15 protein-coding genes are annotated in these 18,876 nt (G+C 72.6%); 11 read left to right on the forward strand and 4 right to left on the reverse strand.

What is annotated here, in order from left to right; genetic code table 11:
- Positions 1–136 precede the first annotated feature (136 nt).
- The 3 genes from Aph01nite_RS21750 to Aph01nite_RS21760 all read left to right on the forward strand — a co-directional run bounded on the left by Aph01nite_RS21750 (position 137) and on the right by Aph01nite_RS21760 (position 5,442).
- Positions 137–937 carry a PIG-L deacetylase family protein gene (locus Aph01nite_RS21750; protein ID WP_239161867.1) on the forward strand — a complete coding sequence of 267 codons (801 nt, stop codon included), beginning with the start codon at positions 137–139 and terminating at the stop codon, positions 935–937.
- Between the two features lie 8 nt (positions 938–945).
- The gene (locus Aph01nite_RS21755) at positions 946–2,022 is read left to right on the forward strand and encodes a lysylphosphatidylglycerol synthase transmembrane domain-containing protein (protein WP_239161868.1); all 1,077 of its coding nucleotides are present in this window, start codon (positions 946–948) and stop codon (positions 2,020–2,022) included.
- Between the two features lie 84 nt (positions 2,023–2,106).
- Positions 2,107–5,442, forward strand: coding sequence for an ATP-binding protein (locus Aph01nite_RS21760; RefSeq protein ID WP_204042794.1), 3,336 nt, complete (start codon positions 2,107–2,109; stop codon positions 5,440–5,442).
- On the opposite strand, the gene Aph01nite_RS21765 is transcribed toward Aph01nite_RS21760, so the two are convergent.
- Entirely contained in the window at positions 5,432–5,638 is a 207-nt protein-coding gene (locus Aph01nite_RS21765; protein WP_204042795.1) for a hypothetical protein, read from the reverse strand. The two genes, Aph01nite_RS21760 and Aph01nite_RS21765, sit on opposite strands and share 11 nt — an antisense overlap.
- A 150-nt stretch (positions 5,639–5,788) precedes the next feature.
- Between Aph01nite_RS21765 and Aph01nite_RS21770 the strand changes: the two genes are divergently transcribed.
- Together Aph01nite_RS21770 and Aph01nite_RS21775 are read left to right on the forward strand one after the other, a co-directional pair.
- The gene (locus Aph01nite_RS21770) at positions 5,789–6,298 is read left to right on the forward strand and encodes a DedA family protein (protein ID WP_204042796.1); all 510 of its coding nucleotides are present in this window, start codon (positions 5,789–5,791) and stop codon (positions 6,296–6,298) included.
- A gap of 129 nt (positions 6,299–6,427) precedes the next feature.
- A complete protein-coding gene (locus tag Aph01nite_RS21775) occupies positions 6,428–7,690 on the forward strand; it encodes a hypothetical protein (RefSeq protein WP_204042797.1) in 1,263 nt (420 codons plus the stop codon).
- Here the strand turns inward: Aph01nite_RS21775 and Aph01nite_RS21780 are convergent.
- Positions 7,687–7,884 (reverse strand): YegP family protein, encoded by a 198-nt coding sequence (locus Aph01nite_RS21780; protein WP_204042798.1) that lies wholly within the window; start codon positions 7,882–7,884, stop codon positions 7,687–7,689. The genes Aph01nite_RS21775 and Aph01nite_RS21780 overlap by 4 nt on opposite strands.
- 77 nt (positions 7,885–7,961) lie before the next feature.
- Between Aph01nite_RS21780 and Aph01nite_RS21785 the strand changes: the two genes are divergently transcribed.
- Complete coding sequence (locus Aph01nite_RS21785) at positions 7,962–8,759, forward strand: D-alanyl-D-alanine carboxypeptidase family protein (protein WP_204042799.1); 798 nt, start codon at positions 7,962–7,964, stop codon at positions 8,757–8,759.
- Between the two features lie 7 nt (positions 8,760–8,766).
- Here Aph01nite_RS21785 and Aph01nite_RS21790 read toward each other — a convergent pair whose 3' ends face one another.
- The gene (locus Aph01nite_RS21790) at positions 8,767–9,579 is read right to left on the reverse strand and encodes a TrmH family RNA methyltransferase (protein ID WP_204042800.1); all 813 of its coding nucleotides are present in this window, start codon (positions 9,577–9,579) and stop codon (positions 8,767–8,769) included.
- Positions 9,580–9,692: 113 nt separating this feature from the next.
- Here Aph01nite_RS21790 and Aph01nite_RS21795 point away from each other — a divergent pair, with 113 nt between their 5' ends.
- From Aph01nite_RS21795 to Aph01nite_RS21810, 4 genes are all read left to right on the forward strand, one after another.
- Positions 9,693–10,331: a cation efflux transmembrane domain-containing protein gene (locus Aph01nite_RS21795; protein WP_239161870.1), complete on the forward strand. Its 639-nt coding sequence runs from the start codon at positions 9,693–9,695 to the stop codon at positions 10,329–10,331.
- A gap of 506 nt (positions 10,332–10,837) precedes the next feature.
- The gene (locus tag Aph01nite_RS21800; protein WP_239161871.1) at positions 10,838–12,616 is read left to right on the forward strand and encodes a substrate-binding domain-containing protein; all 1,779 of its coding nucleotides are present in this window, start codon (positions 10,838–10,840) and stop codon (positions 12,614–12,616) included.
- A gap of 186 nt (positions 12,617–12,802) precedes the next feature.
- Positions 12,803–14,413, forward strand: coding sequence for an RNA polymerase sigma factor (locus Aph01nite_RS21805; RefSeq protein ID WP_204042801.1), 1,611 nt, complete (start codon positions 12,803–12,805; stop codon positions 14,411–14,413).
- A 154-nt stretch (positions 14,414–14,567) separates the two neighbouring features.
- A complete protein-coding gene (locus Aph01nite_RS21810) occupies positions 14,568–15,104 on the forward strand; it encodes a hypothetical protein (protein ID WP_204042802.1) in 537 nt (178 codons plus the stop codon).
- On the opposite strand, the gene pdxR is transcribed toward Aph01nite_RS21810, so the two are convergent.
- The gene (gene pdxR / locus Aph01nite_RS21815; protein WP_204042803.1) at positions 15,105–16,520 is read right to left on the reverse strand and encodes a MocR-like pyridoxine biosynthesis transcription factor PdxR; all 1,416 of its coding nucleotides are present in this window, start codon (positions 16,518–16,520) and stop codon (positions 15,105–15,107) included.
- A 162-nt stretch (positions 16,521–16,682) separates the two neighbouring features.
- Here pdxR and Aph01nite_RS21820 point away from each other — a divergent pair, with 162 nt between their 5' ends.
- Positions 16,683–18,872 (forward strand): serine/threonine-protein kinase, encoded by a 2,190-nt coding sequence (locus Aph01nite_RS21820; protein ID WP_204042804.1) that lies wholly within the window; start codon positions 16,683–16,685, stop codon positions 18,870–18,872.
- Positions 18,873–18,876: the final 4 nt, after the last annotated feature.

The following is an 18,876-nucleotide window of genomic DNA, read 5'->3' on the forward strand; positions in this document are numbered from 1 at the left end:
CCGCATGATTGCCGGGGTAAAAGGGTTGGGGTTCGGATATCGGTGGCCAAGCCGGGAGATATGGCCGCTAGCGCGATGATTGTCGGTTGTGCGGGTGGCGAGCTGGGGTGAATGGATCCGTGGGATCATTGGGTGCGTGCAGACCGCGGTGTTCTTCCACGCCCATCCCGACGACGAGGCGCTGCTGACGGCCGGGACGATGGCGATGCTGGCCGCCGAGGGGCACCGGGTGGTGCTGGTGGTGGCGACGGCGGGCGAGCGCGGCCTGGCCGAGCTGCCGCACGGCGACGAGCTCGGCGCGGCCCGGATGAACGAGCTGTACGCGTCGGCCGCGCGCCTCGGCTGCGCCCGGGTGGTCAAGCTCGGCTACGCCGACAGCGGCCTGGGCGACGACGGCGGCCTGGCCGAGGACCGGCCGGACAACGCCTTCATCGACGCCGACCTGGAGGAGGCCGCCCAGCGGCTGGCCGCGCTCCTCAAGGAGGAGACCGCCGAACTCCTCACCATCTACGACCCGGCCGGCGGGTACGGTCACCCCGACCACGTCATGGTCCACCGGGTCGGCGCCAGGGCCGCCGAGATCGCCGGGACGCCGATCGTGCTGGAGGCCACGGTCAACCGAGACCCCCTGCTCAAGGGCATCCGGCTGGCCGCCCGCCTCTACCCGCAGCTGGACGTGCGGGCCTTCGAGAGCGCCTACTCCGCGGGGGCCGACATCACCCACCGCATCAACGTGCGCAGGCACGCCAAGGCCAAGCGGGCCGCCATGGCCGCCCACGCCACCCAGGCCACCGGCGGCGACGGGGACCGTACGCTGGGGGCGATGCTGAGAATCCCCGCCCCGATCTTCCGCTACGTTTTCGGCACGGAATGGTACGTGCGCCGCGGTCTCCCGCCGGGGACGAGGCTGAGGCATCCGTTCGACCAGCCGAGCTGAGGGGGAACGTGAACAAGTGGCTGCGGGTGGCCCTGTCGGCCGCCTCGCTCGGCCTGGCCGTGACCCTGATCGTGTTCCTGCCGGACATCGTCGGCGGGCTGACCGGCAAGCACGTCTCCTGGACCGAGATCGGCGCGCTGTTCGGGCGGCTCGACTGGGGCACGGTGGCCCTGATGGCGGCCGTCTGGCTGGCCAGCCTGATCGCCTACAGCCACGTGCTGACCAGCTCCCTGCCCGGGCTCACCCACGCCCAGGGCCTGACCCTGAACGCGGCCGGCAGCGCGGTCAGCAACCTGCTGCCGTTCGGCGGCGCGGCCGGGGTGGCGCTCACCTTCGCGATGACCAAGGGCTGGGGGTTCCCGGTCCGCTCGGTGGTGGTGCTGACGCTGGTGAGCGGGATCTGGAACACGCTGTTCCGGTTCATCCTGCCCGCGGTCGGCATCCTCGCCCTGCTCGCCTCGGGGCAGCCGATGAGCCCCGCCGTGGCCAGGGCGGGCTGGGTCGGCGGCGTCTCCATCCTGGTGCTGGTCACGATCGTCGCCGCCGCGCTCTACTGGGACCGGGCGGCGGCCCTGCTCGGCCGTGCCCTGGACACGCTGATCAGGCTGCTCCCGCACCGCCTCCGCCCGGCCGAGCACGCCGCCTCCGAGGCGCTCAACCGGCTCAGGGCCGACACCGCCGGGGTCGTGCGCACCCGGTGGCCGGGGCTCTCGGCCGGCATGGTGCTGTTCCTCGGCTTCCAGTGGCTGATCATGGTGCTCTGCCTCCAGGCCACCGGCGCCTACCCCGGGCTGGCGCAGTCGATCGCGGTGTTCGCGCTCAGCCGGGTGCTGACCACCGCGCTGATCACGCCGTCCGGGGCCGGGATCATGGAGGGCGGGGTGGCCGCGCTGCTGATCGCGCTGGGTCAGCCGGCGGACGGCGCCACGGCCGCGGCGCTGCTGTTCGGGTTCTGGACGTACACGATCGAGATCCCGTGGGGCGGTCTGGCGCTGGGCGGCTGGGCCATACTCCGTAAGCGGGGAGACGGAAGGCCGGCGGAGGCGGCGACCGCGCCCCAACATCGTGATCTTGCGGGACAATGACGATCACTGTTTCCATAGTGAGGATGTCGGCCATGTCTAGAACCTTGTGCACAGTTTGGCGGCGCGCATAGCGTGGCGGCTGACATGAGCAAGGTGGTCTTCCGGGTCCTGGGACCGGTCGAGGCGTACGACGCCGACAACGAGAGCGAGACCGAACTCGACCTCGGCGGCCTGCGGCAGCGGGCCGTACTGGCGCGGCTTCTGGTCGCCCGCGGGCAGGTCGTGCCGGTGGACACGCTGATCTTCGACCTGTGGGCCGACGACGCCGCCAAGGGCGCGCAGTCCGGTCTGCAGGTGTATATCTCGCGGCTGCGCCGGGTGCTGGAGCCCAACCGGCCGCGCGGCGGCCCCAACCGGCTGCTGGTCACCGTCGCGTCCGGGTACGCGCTGCGGGCCGCCCCCGAGCAGGTGGACGCGCTCCGCTTCGAGGCGACCGTACGGGCGGCCGGGGAACGGCTGGACGACAACCCGCAGACGGCCAGGGCGCGGCTGGAGTCGGCGCTGGGGCTGTGGCAGGGCACGCCGTACTCCGACTTCGCCGACCAGTCGTGGGCCGAGGCCGAGGTGACCCGCCTCAACGAGCTGCGCCTGGTGGCCAGGGAGCGGCACGCGGACGCCGGCCTGCGCCTCGGGCTGCACGCCGAGACCGTGCCCGACCTGGAGGCGCTCACCACCGAGAACCCGCTCCGCGAGGAGGGCTGGCGGCTGCTCGCCCTCGGCCTGTACCGGTGCGGGCGGCAGGGCGACGCGCTGGCCGCGCTGCGCAAGGCGCGCAACATCCTCGCCGACGAGCTGGGCATCGACCCGGGCCCTGCGCTGCGCAAGATGGAGTCCGACATCCTGGCCCAGGACAGCGGCCTGGAGCTGACCGCCGCGCCGCGCCGCCCGGAGAGCACGGCCACCTGGCCGCCCCGGCCGGTCGAGGCGGGCGCGGTGCCGCCGCTGGAGCCCGAGCCGTTCGTCGGCAGGGACGCCGAGCTCACCACGCTGTCGGCCGCCGCGCCCCGGGCCAAGTCGGGCCGGCTCACCATCGCCGTCATCGGCGGCGACGCCGGCGCGGGCAAGTCCACGCTGCTGCGGCAGCTCACCGGGCAGCTGGAGAGCCAGGGCTGGATCCCGGCCGGCGGCGCCTGCCCGGACAGCCCGGCCACCCCGCCCGGCTGGGCCTGGGTGGAGGTGCTGCGCACGCTGATCGCCCGCCGCGGCGCCGGCGAGTACGGCGCGCTGCTGGCCCCCCTGCTGGACGACCACGCCCCCGCCACCGGCGACGACGAGACCTCCGGCGGGTTCCGGCTGCACCGCGCGGTCGGCGGCTTCCTGTCCGGCGTGGCCCGCGAGGCCCCCCTGCTGATCACCCTGGAAGACCTGCACTGGGCCGACGACCAGACGCTGGCCCTGCTGCGCGCGCTGCCCAGCCTGCTGGCCGCCAGCCGGGTGCTGCTGGTGGTGACCTGCCGGGACAACGAGCTGAACGACCCGCAGCAGGACGTGCTGGCCGCGCTGGCCAGGCTCGGCCCGGTCCGGGTGGAGCTGGGCGGCCTCTCCCCCGAGGACACGGCCGCGCTGGTGCGCGCCACCTGCGTGCGGGACGTGGACGACGAGGCGGTCGCGGCCATCGTGGAGCGGACCGGCGGCAACCCGTTCTTCGTGATCGAGACCGCCCGGCTGCTGGAGGCCGAGCAGGACATCTCCGAGGTGCCGTCCGGGGTCCGCGACGTGCTGCGGCGGCGGATCGGCCGACTGCCGGAGAAGGCCCAGCAGATCCTGCTCCAGGCGGCCGTCATCGGCCGCGACGTGGACGTGGACGTGCTGGTGGACATCTCCGGCGATGAGGAGCTGGTGGTGGACGCGGTCGAGGCCGCGCTGCTGGCCGGCCTGATCACCGAGCCTGGCCCTGGGCGGCTCAGGTTCGACCACGGCCTGGTCCGCGACACGCTCTACTCGGACGCCTCCCGCCTGCGCCGCTCCCGGCTGCACGCCGCCGTGGCCTCGGTGATCGAGAAGCGCAACCCCGGCGACGTGGCCGCCCTCGCCCACCACTACGACCTGGCCGGCACGGCCGAGACCGCCGGCAAGGCCGTGCGGTACGCGGGACTGGCCGCCGAGCAGGCCGAGCGCAGGTTCGCGCACCGGGAGGCGGCCTCCCAGTGGGAGCGCTCGATCGCGGCTTTCGACCGGGCCGGCGGCAGCCAGGGCAAGGACCGGCTGGAGCTACAGCTGCGGATGATCCGGGCGCTGGCGCTCTGCGGCGACATGGCCGCCGCCCGCGCGCACCGGCGGGACGCCATGGACGTGGCGCTGCCGCTGGGCGACCTGGAGCTGACGGCCCGGGTGGCCGCCGCGCTCGCGGTGCCGCACAAGGGCATCGCCCGCGACTTCACCAGGACCGCCTGGGAGATCGTGGACGTCACCGAGAAGGCGCTGCTGGAGCTCCCGGCCGGTGAGCAGTCGCTGCGGGCCAGCCTGCTGGCCACGCTCGCGCTGGAGCTGGAGGGCTCGGCCACGCCCCGGGGCGAGCAGGCCTCGCTGGAGGCCGAGGAACTGGCCAGGGCGAGCGGCGATCCCGGGCTGCTGGCGATGGCGCTGAGCGGGCGGCTGCGGCAGTCGTACACGATGGCGCAGGTCGACGAGCGCGAGGACATCGGCAGGGAGCTGCTGCGGGTCGGCGCGGAGTCCGGGCAGATCGCGGTGCAGACGCTGGCCCATCTGGTGCTGCTGGAGTGCGCGGCGGCCCGGGGCGACTTCGCCGAGGCGGACCGGCAGCTGGCCAGGGCCGAACGGCTGGGCCAGCAGTACGACCTGTCCGCGCCCGCCGCCGTCGGGGCCTGGTACGCGGGCCAGCGCCTCATGATCTCCGGGGACTACCCGGGCGCCGAGCGCGCCTACCGCAACGCGGCGCGGCTGACCGCGCGGGCCGGGATGCTGGAAGGCCGCCAGGATCTGCCGCTGATCGCCACCTTCTGCCTGCACCTGGTGCAGGGGCAGGCCGCCGACATGGTGGACGCGCTGCAGGAGGCCCACCAGCGGGGCGCCAAGTGGACGCTCGACGCGTACGCGGTGACGCTGGCCTCGGCCGGGCATCTGCGGGACGCGCAGGCGATCGCGGCCACCCGGGAGCCGGTCCGGGGCGACTTCCTGTACGAGCTGGCCATGACCTGGCGGGCGCTGGCCGGGCTGCTGCTGGACGACGTGGACCGGATGCGGGAGGCGTACACGGCGTTGCAGCCGTTCAACGACCGGATCGCGGGCGCGGGCACCGGCGTGGTGGCGCTCTGGCCGGTGGCCAAGACGCTGGGCGACCTGGCCGGGAAGCTGGGCCTGCCGGAGGCCACCGAGCACTACCGGAAGGCGCTGGCGGTGGCGCAGCGGGTGGGCGTGACCCGATGGGTGGACGACGCGGAACGGGCGCTCAGCACCTGAATCCCCGGTCGCAGGCGGTGTAGGCGGGGACCGGGTCCGCGGAGAGCGTGATCGTGTGGACCGGTCCGGCGGGCGCGACGTGGGCGGTCCCGCCGCCCACGTACGCGCCGATCGCCGCGAGCGTGGCGCAGAGCAGTCTCACGGCCGTGCCGGTGCCCCCGGCCAGGACCGGCACGATCGCGCCACCTGATCTCATGGTCTTCCCTCCGGCTACGCTCACACTTAGATGTACGCGCGGATGGTTGATCGGAGCTTGCCGCACGCTTGCAGTTGCGCAACGGCCAGGCATTAGGTAAGGCTGTCCTTAGATAGATAGGCATTGACGCGTTCCCGGGGAGGTCGCACCTTGGAGTCCCTCTTCGAGATCGTGGACAGCGTTCCGTACTGGCTGCTGGTGCTGGTGGGCGGGATCGCCCTGTTCGGCGCGTTCCAGTTCTACTACTGGGGCGGCAAGAAGCTCGGCGGCAAGCTCTACGAGACGCGCATCGGCCGCAGGATCGGGAAAGAGCGCGTCGAGAAGGTGGAGAACGTGGTCCGCCGCTGGGGCGCCCTCTCCGTCTTCGGATGTTTCTGGGTGCCCGGCGGCCTGCGGCACACGCTGCCGTGGGTGGCGGGCGCGCTCCGCGTCGACTACCGCTGGTATCTGGTGGCCAGCGCGGTCGGCTGCCTGACCTGGGTCCCGCTCACCGCGTTCGGCCTGTACGCGGGCGTCTGGGCGTGGCTGAGACTGGCCGCCACCTCTCCCCTGTACGGCGGCCTCACCCTGGCGGCCGTGATCGCCCTGATCGTGTTCTGGCGGCGTCGCCGGCGCGCGAACGCCACGGCGGCCCAGGAAGCCGAAAAGGTCGAGGTCTGACCTGTTCCCTTGTCGGTGGGGGGTTCCGGTGCCATATTCCCCACAGGGGCGTTCGCACCACCCGCGAACCGGGGGCAGTACATGGACAAGTCACGACGTGTTCCGTTGGTGTTCTTACCTGCCGTTCTCGTGGCGATCCTGCTGGTCGCGGTCGTCACCCTGGTCCGGCTCACCGGCGGGAGCACCGGCAAGCCCGCCGCCGGATCACCGTCACCGGCCGCCGCGGAATCGCCGCCGCCGGCCGCCGCGGAATCGCCATCGCCGGCCGTCCGGGTGGCCGGCGTCCGCGACCTGTGGCCCCAAGCGCTGATCGATCTGCCGGACACGGTCCCGGACCTGCACATGCTGAACACCCTCGACGCCACCCGCGTCCTGCTCCACGACGAGACCTCCACCCTGATCAAGGTGTACGACACGGCCACCGGCCGGCTGAGCGACTTCACCTCGCTGCCGGAACTGGCCGCCGACTCCTCGACCCTCTGCCACACCTGGGTGGGCGGCGACCAGGTGGTCTTCGACGTCCTCGTGGACGAGTTCCAGCGGCACCGTCTCTGGACGGTCCCGCTCTCCGGCGGACAGCCGGTCGAGGTGCCGTTCGACGACCCGGAGGCGATCTTCGACTCCGCCGAGATCGCCACCGGCCACCTGGTGCGGTCCGACCGGGGAGCCGTCTACCGGCTCCCCCTGCCCGGCGGCGGCACTCCCCAGCCGGTGCCCGGCAGCGAGGGCCTCACCCCCGTCGGGTGGCCGTGGGCGAGCGACCTGCCCGCCTACCCGGGGATCTTGGACGAGTACGTCGCCCTGGGTTCGGACTACGACCTGTTCAGCATTTCCGCGGGCGAGGAAGCGACGGATTTGACGATCGCGACGGCCTCGGCCGTTCCGGAGACCGCCTCCCCCACCCCGGCACCGATTCCCTCCGCGACCAAAGTCGTCAACCTGGAGACCGGCGAGGTGCGGCCCGTGACGCCCGCCCCCGGCGTCCAGGGCCTGCGGTGCGGACCCGACCTTTGTTACGGCGAGAACCAGCAGAACCGTATGGTCACCACGGGTCTGGACGGCCGCGACCTGGTCGAGCTCCCGCTCACCCCGATCTTCACCGGGAACGAGCCGCCCGGGAGCCGCTTCATCGCCGTCGCCGCCCTTCCGCCCGGCGAGGCCACCTCCTCGGTACCCGTACGGTGGACGCGCCTGCTGGCCCCCAGCACCGACCTGTACGTGTACGACACCCAGACCCGCACCCTCGCCGTTGCGCACCAGAGCGGCGAAGGAGTGGGCACCGTGATCTGCTTCCCGGGCACCTCCGGCTGGCGGACCGGTGACCTCGTCCATTGGTCGACGGACCCGGACGACCTGACGTTCCGGGAGGGCGTGAACCTGAAGGCCGTCTAGATCTGGAGCGGTTCCAGGGCCGAGTCGTCGACTTTGGCGTCCGTGGCGTGCCTGCGCACCGCCTCGACCCCGTTCACGCAGGCGGCCTTGCTGCCGTACTCGCCGCTGACCGCGAGCGTCTGGCCGTTGCCCGCGACGAGCTTGAAGCGGAAGACGCCGCCCTTGTCCTTGGTGATGATGAAACGTCCTGCCATCTGATCCCCCCGAGACGAACCGGCCGAACCGGCTGTCGCAGCCTTGCCCCGCGCGGCTGACATGCGATCATGACCACATGCGCCTCGGGGCCCTCATCGCACTGATCCTGATCTTCGCCTTTCCCGGTACGGCTGTCGCGGCACCCGCGCCCCCCGTCACGGCGCGTGTCGCGTATCTGGTGGACGACGCCACGGGAACGGTCCACTACCACAAGCGGGAGAGCCGCCGCGTCCCGGTGGCCAGCCTCACCAAGGTCATGACCGCGTACGTGGTGCGCCGGGAGGCCGGTCTGGACGACGTGATCAGGATCACCCAGGCGGACGTCCGGCACGCCAGCGCCAACGGCGCCACCGCCGGTGGGCTGCGCGCCGGCGAACGCCTGACCGTGCGCGCCCTGCTCTACGCCCTGCTGCTCAACTCGGGCGCCGACGCCTCCCACGCCCTGGCCGAGCGGTACGGCCCCGGCACGCGCCGGTTCGTGGCCAAGATGAACGCCGCCGCCCACCGGCTCGACCTGCGCGACACCCGTTTCGCCAACCCGGACGGACTCCCCGCCACCGGGGCGTTCTCCTCCGCGCGGGACCAGGTGGCGCTGGCCCGCGCCGCGATGAAGGACCGCGTCATCGCCACCATCGCCAGGACCAAGCAGCACACCGTCGCCGGCCACACCTGGCGCAACACCAACGAACTGCTCGGCCACGGCGTGATCGGCCTCAAGACCGGCTACACCCGCGCGGCCGGCTACTGCCTCAGCTTCGTGGCCACCAAGTACGGCCGCACCTACGTGGGCGTCGTGCTCGGCGAGCCGACCGAGGCCAACCGGTACGCCAGCGCCCGCCGCATGCTCGGCTGGGCGGTCGCGCACACGCCCTAGCGGGCGGCTACCGCAGCAGGGCGTGGCAGGCGATCGCGGCGGCGGCGACCACGTTGAGGGAGTCCACGCCGAGTTCCATCGCGGCCGGGCTCATCGGGATGGAGACGGCCTGGTCGGCCTCCTCCAGCCAGTGCGAGGACAGCCCGTCGCCCTCGGAGCCCAGCAGCAGGGCCGCCCTGCCGCCGAGCTGGACCTTGTCGATCGCGACCGCGCTCTGGTCGGGCGTGAGGGCCAGCAGCTGGAAGCCCGCCCGGCGCAGATCGGCCAGGCCGCCGTACCAGTCGGTCATGCGCGCGTACGGCACCGCGAAGACCGCGCCCATGGAGACCTTGACCGCGCGGCGGTAGAGCGGGTCGGCGCAGCGCGGCGAAAGGATGACCGCGTCCACGCCCAGCGCGGCGGCGCAGCGGAAGATGGCGCCCACGTTGCCGTGGTCGGCCAGGTCCTCCAGGACGAGCACGCGGCGCGGCGACCCGGCGAGCAGGTCGGGCACGGCAGGCAGCGGCAGCCGGCCCATCGAGGCGAGCGCGCCCCGGTGCACCTGGAAGCCGGTGATGTTCTCCATGACCCGGTCGGAGACGACGTAGAGCGGCGCGTCCGCGGTCAGGTCCTCGAAGGAGGGCAGCCACTTGCGGGTCATCAGCATCGAGCGGAGCGGGTGGCCGGTGGCCAGCGCGCGGCGGATCACCTTGTCCCCCTCGGCCAGGAAGAGGCCCTGCTCCGGCTCCATCGCCCTGCGCAGGTCGGTGTCGCGGAGCCGGGTGTAGTCCGCGATCCGCGGGTCGTCGGCGGAGTCCACCTCGATGACCTGGATGACCATCAGGCCAGCGTACCGTTGCCACTCCTTTGGGCCGCCGTTCGCATGTCACCTAGGGTGACCGATACAGTACTCACCGCTGCAACTGGCCGGATGGGCGACGATCGGGGGTCAAGGTGCCTGACACGCGAACGCACGTGCATCCGGCCGTGCAGGAAACCGGCTGGCTGAGGGACGCGCGCCGGGCTCGCATGCTGTCGGTGGCGACCCTCGGCTGGCTCGGTGCGGAGAGCCTGCTCGGGCTCTGGTCGGGCACCCGGGCGCACTCGGTGGCGCTGGTCGGGTGGGGACTGTCGGCGCTGGTGGAGGCGCTGGCCAGCCTGATCGTGATCTGGCGGTTCACCGGCGCCCGGCTGCACTCGGCGAACGCGGAGCAGACCGCGTCCCGGGCGGTGGCGCTGAGCTTCTGGCTGCTCGCGCCCTATCTCGTGCTGCACGTGGCGCACGATCTGAGCCAGGGTCACCGGGCCGAGCCGAGCGCGGTGGGCATCGCGGTCACCACGATCAGCTTGGTGAGCATGCCCTTGCTGGGCGTGGCCAAGCGGCGGGTGGGGGCCCGGCTGGGCTCGGCGGCGACGGAGGGCGAGGGCACGCAGAACCTGCTCTGCGCGCTGACCGCGGCCGGGGTGCTGCTGGGCCTGGCGCTCAACACCATCGGCTGGTGGTGGGTGGATCCGGCGGTGGCGGTGATACTGGCGGCGGTGGCCGTACAGGAGGGGCGCAAGGCCTGGAAGGGCCACGCCTGCTGCCACTGAAGCGTCACCACGGCGAGGTCCAGGCCGGCGGCGCGGAGTTCGCGGATCACGCACCGGGCGCCGCCAGGGTCGGTCCAGACATGGCAGAGCCGGTCCTTCATCACGATTTCGCGTAGATTCGCCAGCCCGCGCAGGCCGTGCCGGATGGCCGGAGTGACTCCCGGCGGGGCGAATTGGATCAATAACAGGTCACCAGGGCGTCGCCTGACCGCCACGGCCTGTGACTCCCCCGGTGTCCCCCACACGGCAACCCCTGCACTAAAACACGAAATTTCGTGACCTATGGGGATCACGATACATCGCGTTTGGGCCGTGTCAAGATGTATCGCGTCCTGCACCACAGAACAAGATCTGCATTCGACGGAACGTAATCACTGCACTAAAAGTATGGTTTTGCCGTTCTTGGGCTTGCCGCTATCGTTCCGTAAGCATTACGGAGAATCTCCCTATATGGCGTAGCGCAGGCGCGTACCGTCGGGAGTTCCAACGACACCGAAGAGGCCACCGTGGGCGGACGTCATCGCACCGATGAACTCGAAGGCGGCTACAACCCGTACCCCGAACCCCCACCGCGGCGGCGCGGCGGCGCGGGCAAGGTGCTGGTGCCGCTGGCCGGGGCGGTCGCGCTCGCGGTCCTGCTCGGCGTGGCCGCGTACGTGGTGGTCAACAAGGACACCCCCGGCTGCGGCCCGGACAAGGTGGCGCTGAAGGTCATCACGGCCAAGGACGTGGAACCGGCCGTCAAGAAGATCGCCGACAAGTTCAGCAGGTCCGGCAAGACGATCGACGGCAAGTGCGTGGCGGTCACCGTCTCCGGGGCCGACTCCGCGGGCGTGGCGGCGGCCCTGTCCGGGAACGGCGACGCGGCCAGGCCCGACATGTGGATCCCCGACTCCAGCCTCTGGCTGGCCGGGCTGCCCTCGGAGAGCGGGGCGAAGGTCGCCGGCAACGTGGCGCAGTCCCCCGTGGTGCTCACCGCGCCCAAGGCCGCCGCCGCCCAGCTGGCCTCGGCCTTCACCCCCAGCTGGACCGGCATGGTGAACGCCGCCAACGCCGCCAACCCGGACGGCCTGGCCAAGAAGGTCCGGGTGCTGGTGCTCGACCCGGGCCTGAACGCGGCCGGTCTGGGCGCGCTGGCCGCCGCGGCCGGGGTGCTCAAGGCCAGCGGCGGCGCCAACACCGAGGAGCTCCTGGTCGGCGTGCTCCGCCAGCTCTCCGAGTCCAAGGTGACCTCCCCCGACAGCCTGTTCGCCACCCTCGCCAAGACCGCCAACCGGGTGCCCATCGGCGTCACCAGCGAGCAGTCGGTCTGGGCCTTCAACGCCAAGAACGACGCGGCGGCCGTGGCGCTCTACCCGGCCGAGGGAACGGTCAACCTGGACTACCCGATCGTCACCACGGTGACCGAGGGCCCCGCCGCCAAGGCCGCCAAGGAGTTCGCCGCCGACCTGGTCACCAGCGCCTCCAAGAAGACCGTCCAGGAGTACGGCTTCCGCACCCCCGACGGCGTCGGCAGCGCCCTCACCGAGGCCAAGGGCCTCAACCCGAAGGCCCCCACCGCCCTGCCGCTCCCGGACGCCAAGACGATCGTCACGCTGTCCCAGTCCTGGAAGCGGGTCAGCCTCGGCACCCGGCTGCTCTCCCTGATCGACATCTCCGGCACGATGGCGCTGCCCGCCGACAAGACCGGCGTGACCCGGATGCAGGCCATCTCCGACGTCGGCATCGAGGGCCTCAAGCTGTTCCCGGACAAGACCGAGATCGGCACCTGGGTCTTCTCCGACAACCTGAACGGCGCGCGGGTGGACTGGAAGGAGATCATCCCGATCGGCCCGCTGGCCCAGCAGCTGAACGGGATCACCCGGCGCGAGCTGGTCGACAAGAACCTGCGCGAGCTGAAGGCCATCCCGACCGGCAACACCGGCCTCAACGACACCCTCTGGGCCGCCTACCAGAAGATGACCAAGGAGTACGAGCCGGACAAGATCAACACGATCCTGCTGTTCACCGACGGCGTCGGCGACGACGACCCGAGCGGCGGCATCAGCGACGCCACGATCCTGAAGCGGCTGAAGGCCACCTTCAACCCGCAGAAGCCGGTGAGCATCCTGATCATCTCGTTCAACACGGCGGCCGACGAGAACCGCACCCAGATGACCCGGATCGCCCGGACGACCGGCGGCACGGCCTACTTCCCGCAGACCGTGCTGGAGATCCGCAACATCTTCCTCAAGGGCATCGCCCGCCGTCTCTGCACCCCCAACTGCCCCACCGGGCAGCAGTAGCGCAGTCCCAGCCGCACCACTGGCACGCCGGGTCCCACCAGGGGCCCGGCGTCCCTGTTTTCCCAGGTCATGCCGCTTGGGCATGAATTCGGGGGAAGTAAACGCGGCTACAGAAGGGGGCGTCCTTCTCCGTGTGGGGCCCAGCGTCGAATCCCGTTACCGGTCCCGTTCTCGCGGAGGAACCCGTTGCCCGGATGGCCCAACGTCGGTAGCGCCGACGATCACCGTTTACTCGAGGCGCTGCGCCAGTCCGACGCGCACGCCCCGGCCAGCCTCTACGACGCGTACGCCGACCGGCTGGCCGACTACGCCTACACCTGTGTGCGCGATCTGGAGGCCGCGGCGGACGCCGTACACGACGCGCTGGTCACCGCGCAGAGTTCGGCGCACCGCCTGAGGGAGCCCATCCGCCTGCGCTCCTGGCTGTACGCGCTGACCCGGTTCCAGTGCACCGCCCGCGCCGCCGGCCGTACCCCGGCGGGAACGTTCCCCGGCCTGGAGGAGACCGAGGACCCGGAGCTGGCGCTGGCCGCGTCCGAGGCGCTGGGCGAGCTGAGCCGCCAGGAGCGCGAGGCGCTGGAGCTGACGCTGCGGCACGGGCTGTCCCAGTCCGAGGTGCTCGCGGTGCTGGGGCTCACCGCGCGGCAGCTGACCCAGCGGCTGACCCGGGCCCGCGAGCATCTGGAGAACTCGGCCGCCGCCGTGGTGCTGGCCAGGGTCGGCCGGGCGCACTGCCCGGAGCTGTCGGCCATGCTCGACTCGCTGGAGGGTCCGTTCGGCGCGCTGCTGCGGCAGAAGCTGACCCGGCACATCGCGGGCTGCGAGGTCTGCGGGGAGGGCCGCCGCAAGCACGTGGCGGCCGGGCGGCTGCTGGACCTGATCCCGATCATGTATCCGCCGCTGTCGCTGCGCCGCCGGGTGGTGGACACCTGCGTCAACCCGGACCGGGACCAGACCCGGGTGCTGATCGCCCAGCGGGCCGACCGGTTCGACCCGGAGGGTTTCCCGGTGACCGCCGAGCTGCGCCCGCAGCGGGGCCGCCGGGCCGCGCCGGAGCGGCGGCAGCGCCGTACCCGTAAGGGCGGCAGGCGCCGGGCGACGCCGATCGTGGCCGCGCTGGCCTGCGCGGTGGCGGCGGCCGGATCGCTGGCCTGGGTCAGCGGGCGGGACGCGGGCGGCAGCATCAGGATCGAGGCCATGCCGCCCAGCGCGGAGCCGCAGTTCGCTCCGGATGGACCGCTCCAGGAGGAGCCGCTGCCCGAGGATGTGGAGTCCTCCGAGCCGGCCGAGCCCGAGGAGACCACCGAGGCGGCCGAGCCGGAGCCCACGCTGACGGTCCCGCCCACCACGGCGCCGCGGCCCCGGCCCGCCGCGAAACCGACACCGACGCCCACCAAGACCCGGGTCACCCGGCCCACCACGCCGGCGCTGAGCCTGAGCTGCCCGGGGGACATGGGCGACACCACCGGCGACGTGATCTGGGTGACCGCCCGCAACTCCGCCCTGGACTGGACGGCCGCCGTCTCCGGCGGGGTCTCCCTCTCCGCCGGCAAGGGCAGGCTGAAGGCGGGCGCGACCGGCCGGGTGACGATCACGGTGACCGAGCCGGAGGAGGCCGGGAGCGCGACCATCGCCTTCCGCTCCGCGGGCGGCAACCCGACCTGCAAGGTGTGGTGGCGCGGCGAGGACCGGGGGACCCCGCCGGACGGCGTGCCCGACCCCACGTCGCCGCCGCGACCGCCGAGCCCGTCGCCGACGCCCACCCCGACCGCGCCCACCGCCGCGGAGCCCACTTAGGCCGCAAAAACTCCCGAATCAGTCCAGAGATCATAAGTTTCGCGGAGAGATCACTAGGGGAGAAACCAGGCGACCAAGGACATGAGGGGGCACAGTGGCCCAGGCATGGCTACCCGATGCCAGTCGAATTCCCGCTCCCCAGGACGCCGGCCCCATGAACGGCGGCGCGCCCCGGGTGGTCTGGTTCATCTGGCCGACCGACCCACAAGGGATCTCGGCCAAATCCGTCGCCCAGCGTCTCGTACAGCTGAACCGCCCCGCTCACCTGGTGTGGAACCCGGTGCACGGGCAGATCGTCCAGCAGCTCCCGCCCTCCCGGGCGGCCTGCGGCCTGGGCGGCGACCTGAACCGGCATGGCCGGGCGTGCATCCAGATCAGGGTGCTCGGCTCGGTCCAGGAACCCTTCACCGACAGCAAGCTCGACGGCCTGGACGAGATCCTGGCCTGGCTGGACTCCTGGGAGGTGCCCCGCCGCTGGCCGGCCGGCCCACCCTTGCCGTTCCCGCACTCCCTCGCAGGCGGAGGCGATGGCCGCCTGTGGGCGCGAGGCGGGCATTTCGGCCACTCCCAGGTGCCTGGCGCCGTCGAGGGCGACCCGGGGGCGATCGACGTCCAGCGCATCCTGGGCACTCCCGCGCTGGAGGTGCCCCGGCCGCGCGAGGAGCTCCGCCTCCTGGAACGCGTCATCTAGCTAGCAGGTTCGGCGGATCAGCTCGGCGATGACGGCGCAGCCGCGCTTCACCTCGTGCAGCGCGGCCGAGCCGTACCCGAGGACCAGGCCGTGCACGCGGAGCGGGCCGTGATGGTGGCGAGCCGTGGTGTCCAGCAGCACGCCGTGCTCGTACGCCCTGCGGGCGATCTCGGGCACGGCCGGTCCGGGCAGCTCGACCAGGACGTGCAGCCCGGCCGTGTCGCCTTTGACGCGGTCGCCGAGCAGGGCCACCACCGCGGCCCTGCGGCGCGCGTACTCCAGGCGGAGGCGGCGCAGATGGCGGTCCAGGTCGCCGTTGCGGAGCAGGGTCGCGACCGCGTGCTGGACCGGGCCGGACGTGCGGTCCCCCAGCGTGCGCCGGCGCGCGGCGATCGCGTCCAGCAGCCGGGGTGAGGCGAGCAGCCAGCCGAGGCCGACGTCCGGGCTGAGCGACTTGGACAGGGTGCCCAGCAGGACCACGCGTTCGGGGTCCAGGCCGTACAGGGCGGGCAGGGGGGCCACGTCGTAGCGGAACTCGGCGTCGTAGTCGTCCTCGACGACGAGCGCGCCGGTGCGCCGGGCCCAGGCCAGCAGGCGTTCCCTGCGCGGGATCGGCAGCCTGCCGCCGACCGGGTACTGGTGGGCCGGGGTGGTGTAGAGCAGGCGCAGTCCGGCGGGGAGGGCTTCCACGATCACGCCGTGGTCGTCCACCGGGACGGGGACGATCTCCGCGCCGCGGGCCGCGAACACGGTTCTGGCCGTCGGGTAGCCGGGCTCCTCGACGCCGGCCAGGTCGCCCGGCTTGAGCAGGGTGGCCGCGACCAGGTCCAGGCCGTGGCCGGTGCCCCGGGTGACCAGGACGTTCGCCGCGCTCGCCGGAACTCCTCTGGCGCGGCGCAGGTGCTCGGCGAGCTGGGCGCGCAGCGCGGGCAGGCCGTACGGGTCGGGGCGGGAGGCCGGGGAGAACTCGCCCACGCTCCGCCAGGCCCGCCGCCAGGCCGCCTCGTCGTAGCCGTGCACCCAGGGGTGGCCCGGGCGCAGGTCGATCCAGCCGGGACCGGGTTCCGGCTCGGGGGCCACCGGGAGACCGGGCGGTTCCCGCTCCGGGGCCGCCGGTCCTGGCACCAGGTCGGCCACATACGTGCCGGATCCGTGCCGGCCGTCCAGCCAGCCCTCCGCGTAGAGCTGCTGGTACGCCTCGGTCACCACGGTCCTGCTGACCGCCAGCGCCGCCGCCAGCCGCCGGCTGGACGGCAGCCGCTCCCCCGCCTGGAGCGCCCCGCCCCGCATCGCCGCGCGCAGCTGATCACCCACCTGTACGGCCAGCGCCACCCCCGACTCGCGATCCACCGCCAGCGGAAGCTCGACCTGGACCCCCCGGCGTGAATCCCCGAGCGCCGAAGTGGCCCTGTCCATAGTGGTCCCCCATTCCCACAAAAGCGGACATATCCCGAGCGTCCACCCTTCGTCACCGTAACGTTGATCCGCTCGTGCGCCGTCAATGCCTATTCAGCACAATCCGGTCAACCCACGGGCGCGACCGGGCGTCTACTCAGTGCACCACCACAGGAGGCCTCCATGGTTGCCCCCGGCGACTGGCGCGTACCCGGATATGCCGAGGTGCGCACGCTCGGCGTGGGCGGCGGAGGCCGAGTGGTACTCGCGGTGCACGAGGCGTCCGGCGCCCATGTGGCCATCAAGTACCTCTCCGAGGACTTGCGTGGGCAGCCGGGCTTCCTCGATGGTTTCCGCGCCGAGGCCCGCCTGCTCATCGAGGTCGACGACCCGCACGTGGTGAAACTGTACGAGTACGTGCAGACGCCCGGCGGCGCGGCCATCGTGATGGAGCTGATCAACGGCGCGCCGCTGCGCGCGCTGTTGCGGGCCGAGGGCGGCACCGGGCCAGAGGCGGCGCTGGCCGTCCTCAAGGGCTCCCTCCTCGGCCTGGCCGCCGCGCACGAGCGGGGCGTGGTGCACCGGGACTACAAACCGGACAACGTCATCGTGCGGGCCGACGGCTCCAGCAAGCTCGTCGACTTCGGCATCGCGGTCAGATCGGGCGCCGGCGCCGCCGCGGCCGGCACGCCCGCGTACATGTCGCCCGAGCAGTGGGCCGGGCATCCCGCCTCCCCCGCCACCGACGTGTACGCCGCCACGGCGGTCTTCTTCGAGTGCCTGACCGGCCGGAGGCCGTACCAGGCGACCGAGCACGTGGTCCTGATGCACATGCACCAGACGGCGCCCGTGCCGTCCGGGGACGTGCCCGTGCCGGTGCGCCGCCTGGTGGAGCGCGGCCTGGCCAAGGACCCGCTGTCCCGGCCCGCCAGCGCCGCCATGTTCGTGGCCGAGCTGGAGGAGACGGCCGTCGCCGCGTACGGGCCGGACTGGGAGGAGAAGGGCCGCCGCAGGCTCGCCGCGCTGGCCGGCCTGGCCGCCGGGCTCTTCCCGATGGGCGGCGGGACCGTGCCGCAGGTGGGCACCACGCTGTTCAAGTCGACGCTCGGCGCGTTCGGGCGCAGCCTGCTCGGCAAGGTCGTCATCGCGGGCGCGGCCCTGGTCGTGGCGGGCAGCGCCATCACCGCGTACGCGCTGGGCGCCGACGGCGAGCCGGTGCGGGACGTGGTCCCGCTGGTCGCGGACGAGCTGCCGACCCCGCCGGTCACCGAGACGCCCTCCGAAACGCCCGCGGAAACTCCAGCCGGGACACCGACGCCCGAACCGGCGGAGACACCCACCGAGACACCCACCGAGACCCCCGGCGAAACGCCTGCGGAGACCCCCACGGCAGCGCCTCCGGAGACGCCGGAACCTGATCCCACGCCGCCGGCAGCAGCGCCGACCAAGGTGCTCGGGGTGGCCGTGAGCGGTCTGTCCCTCGCCGCCTCCGCCACCGCGCCGGTCGCCAAGGGCACCGTGTCCGTGGTCACCGACGGCGTCGCCAAGACCACGCTGACCGTGAAGTTCACCGTGAACGGCAAGGTCGTCGGCACCAGGACGATGGCGCTCAGCGGCGCCAAGAAATACACCAAGTCGGTCAGCCGCGACCTGGGCACCCGGCCCTGCACGGGCACCTGGGGCATCGTCGCCACCACCAGCCCGGCCGCCGCCTCCGGCGCGATCACGGCCACCGCCAAGGTCCCCGCCTGCCCCACCGGGGTCACCGGCCTGGACGTGCAGTCGCTCACCATCGACAAGGCGGGCAGGTCCGCCACCGCCACGGTCCGGGTGCGCACCGACGGCACCGGCCGGATCGAGCTGAACGGCGACTTCAGGGGCGGCGGCCAGTCCTCCGACCTGCAGGCGCTGCGGCTCTCCGGCCAGACCGAGTACACCAGGACCTTCAGCTACACCTTCCCGAAAGCCGTCTGCTCGGGCTCGGTCGCGTTCGCCGCGACCAGCGACCCGGCCGCGTCCTCGGGCGGCGCGAAGCGTGAGGTCAAGGCGGCCTGCGACCCGCCCAAGGTCACCGACCTGACCGTCAGCGTGGGCAACCAGTCCCAGGGCAGCGCGACGATCACCAGCACGGTGACCGTACGGACCGACGGGCCCGGCCCGGTCACGCTGACCACGACCTACCTGCGGGGCGACGACACCGTGAACACGCAGACCTTCACGCTCTCGGGCGAGACCAGCTACCAGGTGACGGTGACCCACGACTACGGCCGCCTGTGCGACACGTACTACAGCCTGCGGGCCCAGACCGTTCCCGCGTTCGGCCGCGCCGGCGCGCTGGACAGGAAGTTGACTCGGTACTGCGCCAATAACTGATCAG

Source organism: Acrocarpospora phusangensis (genome assembly GCF_016862995.1).
GTDB classification, from domain to species: domain Bacteria; phylum Actinomycetota; class Actinomycetes; order Streptosporangiales; family Streptosporangiaceae; genus Acrocarpospora; species Acrocarpospora phusangensis.

Excerpts from the sequence above, each read along its gene's own strand:
- Aph01nite_RS21760 (WP_204042794.1), top strand. The coding sequence starts at position 2,107 with ATGAGCAAGGTGGTCTTCCGGGTCCTGGGACCGGTCGAGGCGTACGAC.
- Aph01nite_RS21785 (WP_204042799.1), top strand. The coding sequence starts at position 7,962 with ATGCGCCTCGGGGCCCTCATCGCACTGATCCTGATCTTCGCCTTTCCC.
- Aph01nite_RS21790 (WP_204042800.1), bottom strand. The coding sequence starts at position 9,579 with ATGGTCATCCAGGTCATCGAGGTGGACTCCGCCGACGACCCGCGGATC.
- Aph01nite_RS21810 (WP_204042802.1), top strand. The coding sequence starts at position 14,568 with ATGAACGGCGGCGCGCCCCGGGTGGTCTGGTTCATCTGGCCGACCGAC.
- pdxR (WP_204042803.1), bottom strand. The coding sequence starts at position 16,520 with ATGGACAGGGCCACTTCGGCGCTCGGGGATTCACGCCGGGGGGTCCAG.
- Aph01nite_RS21820 (WP_204042804.1), top strand. The coding sequence starts at position 16,683 with ATGGTTGCCCCCGGCGACTGGCGCGTACCCGGATATGCCGAGGTGCGC.
- Aph01nite_RS21765 (WP_204042795.1), bottom strand. The coding sequence starts at position 5,638 with ATGAGATCAGGTGGCGCGATCGTGCCGGTCCTGGCCGGGGGCACCGGC.
- Aph01nite_RS21780 (WP_204042798.1), bottom strand. The coding sequence starts at position 7,884 with ATGGCAGGACGTTTCATCATCACCAAGGACAAGGGCGGCGTCTTCCGC.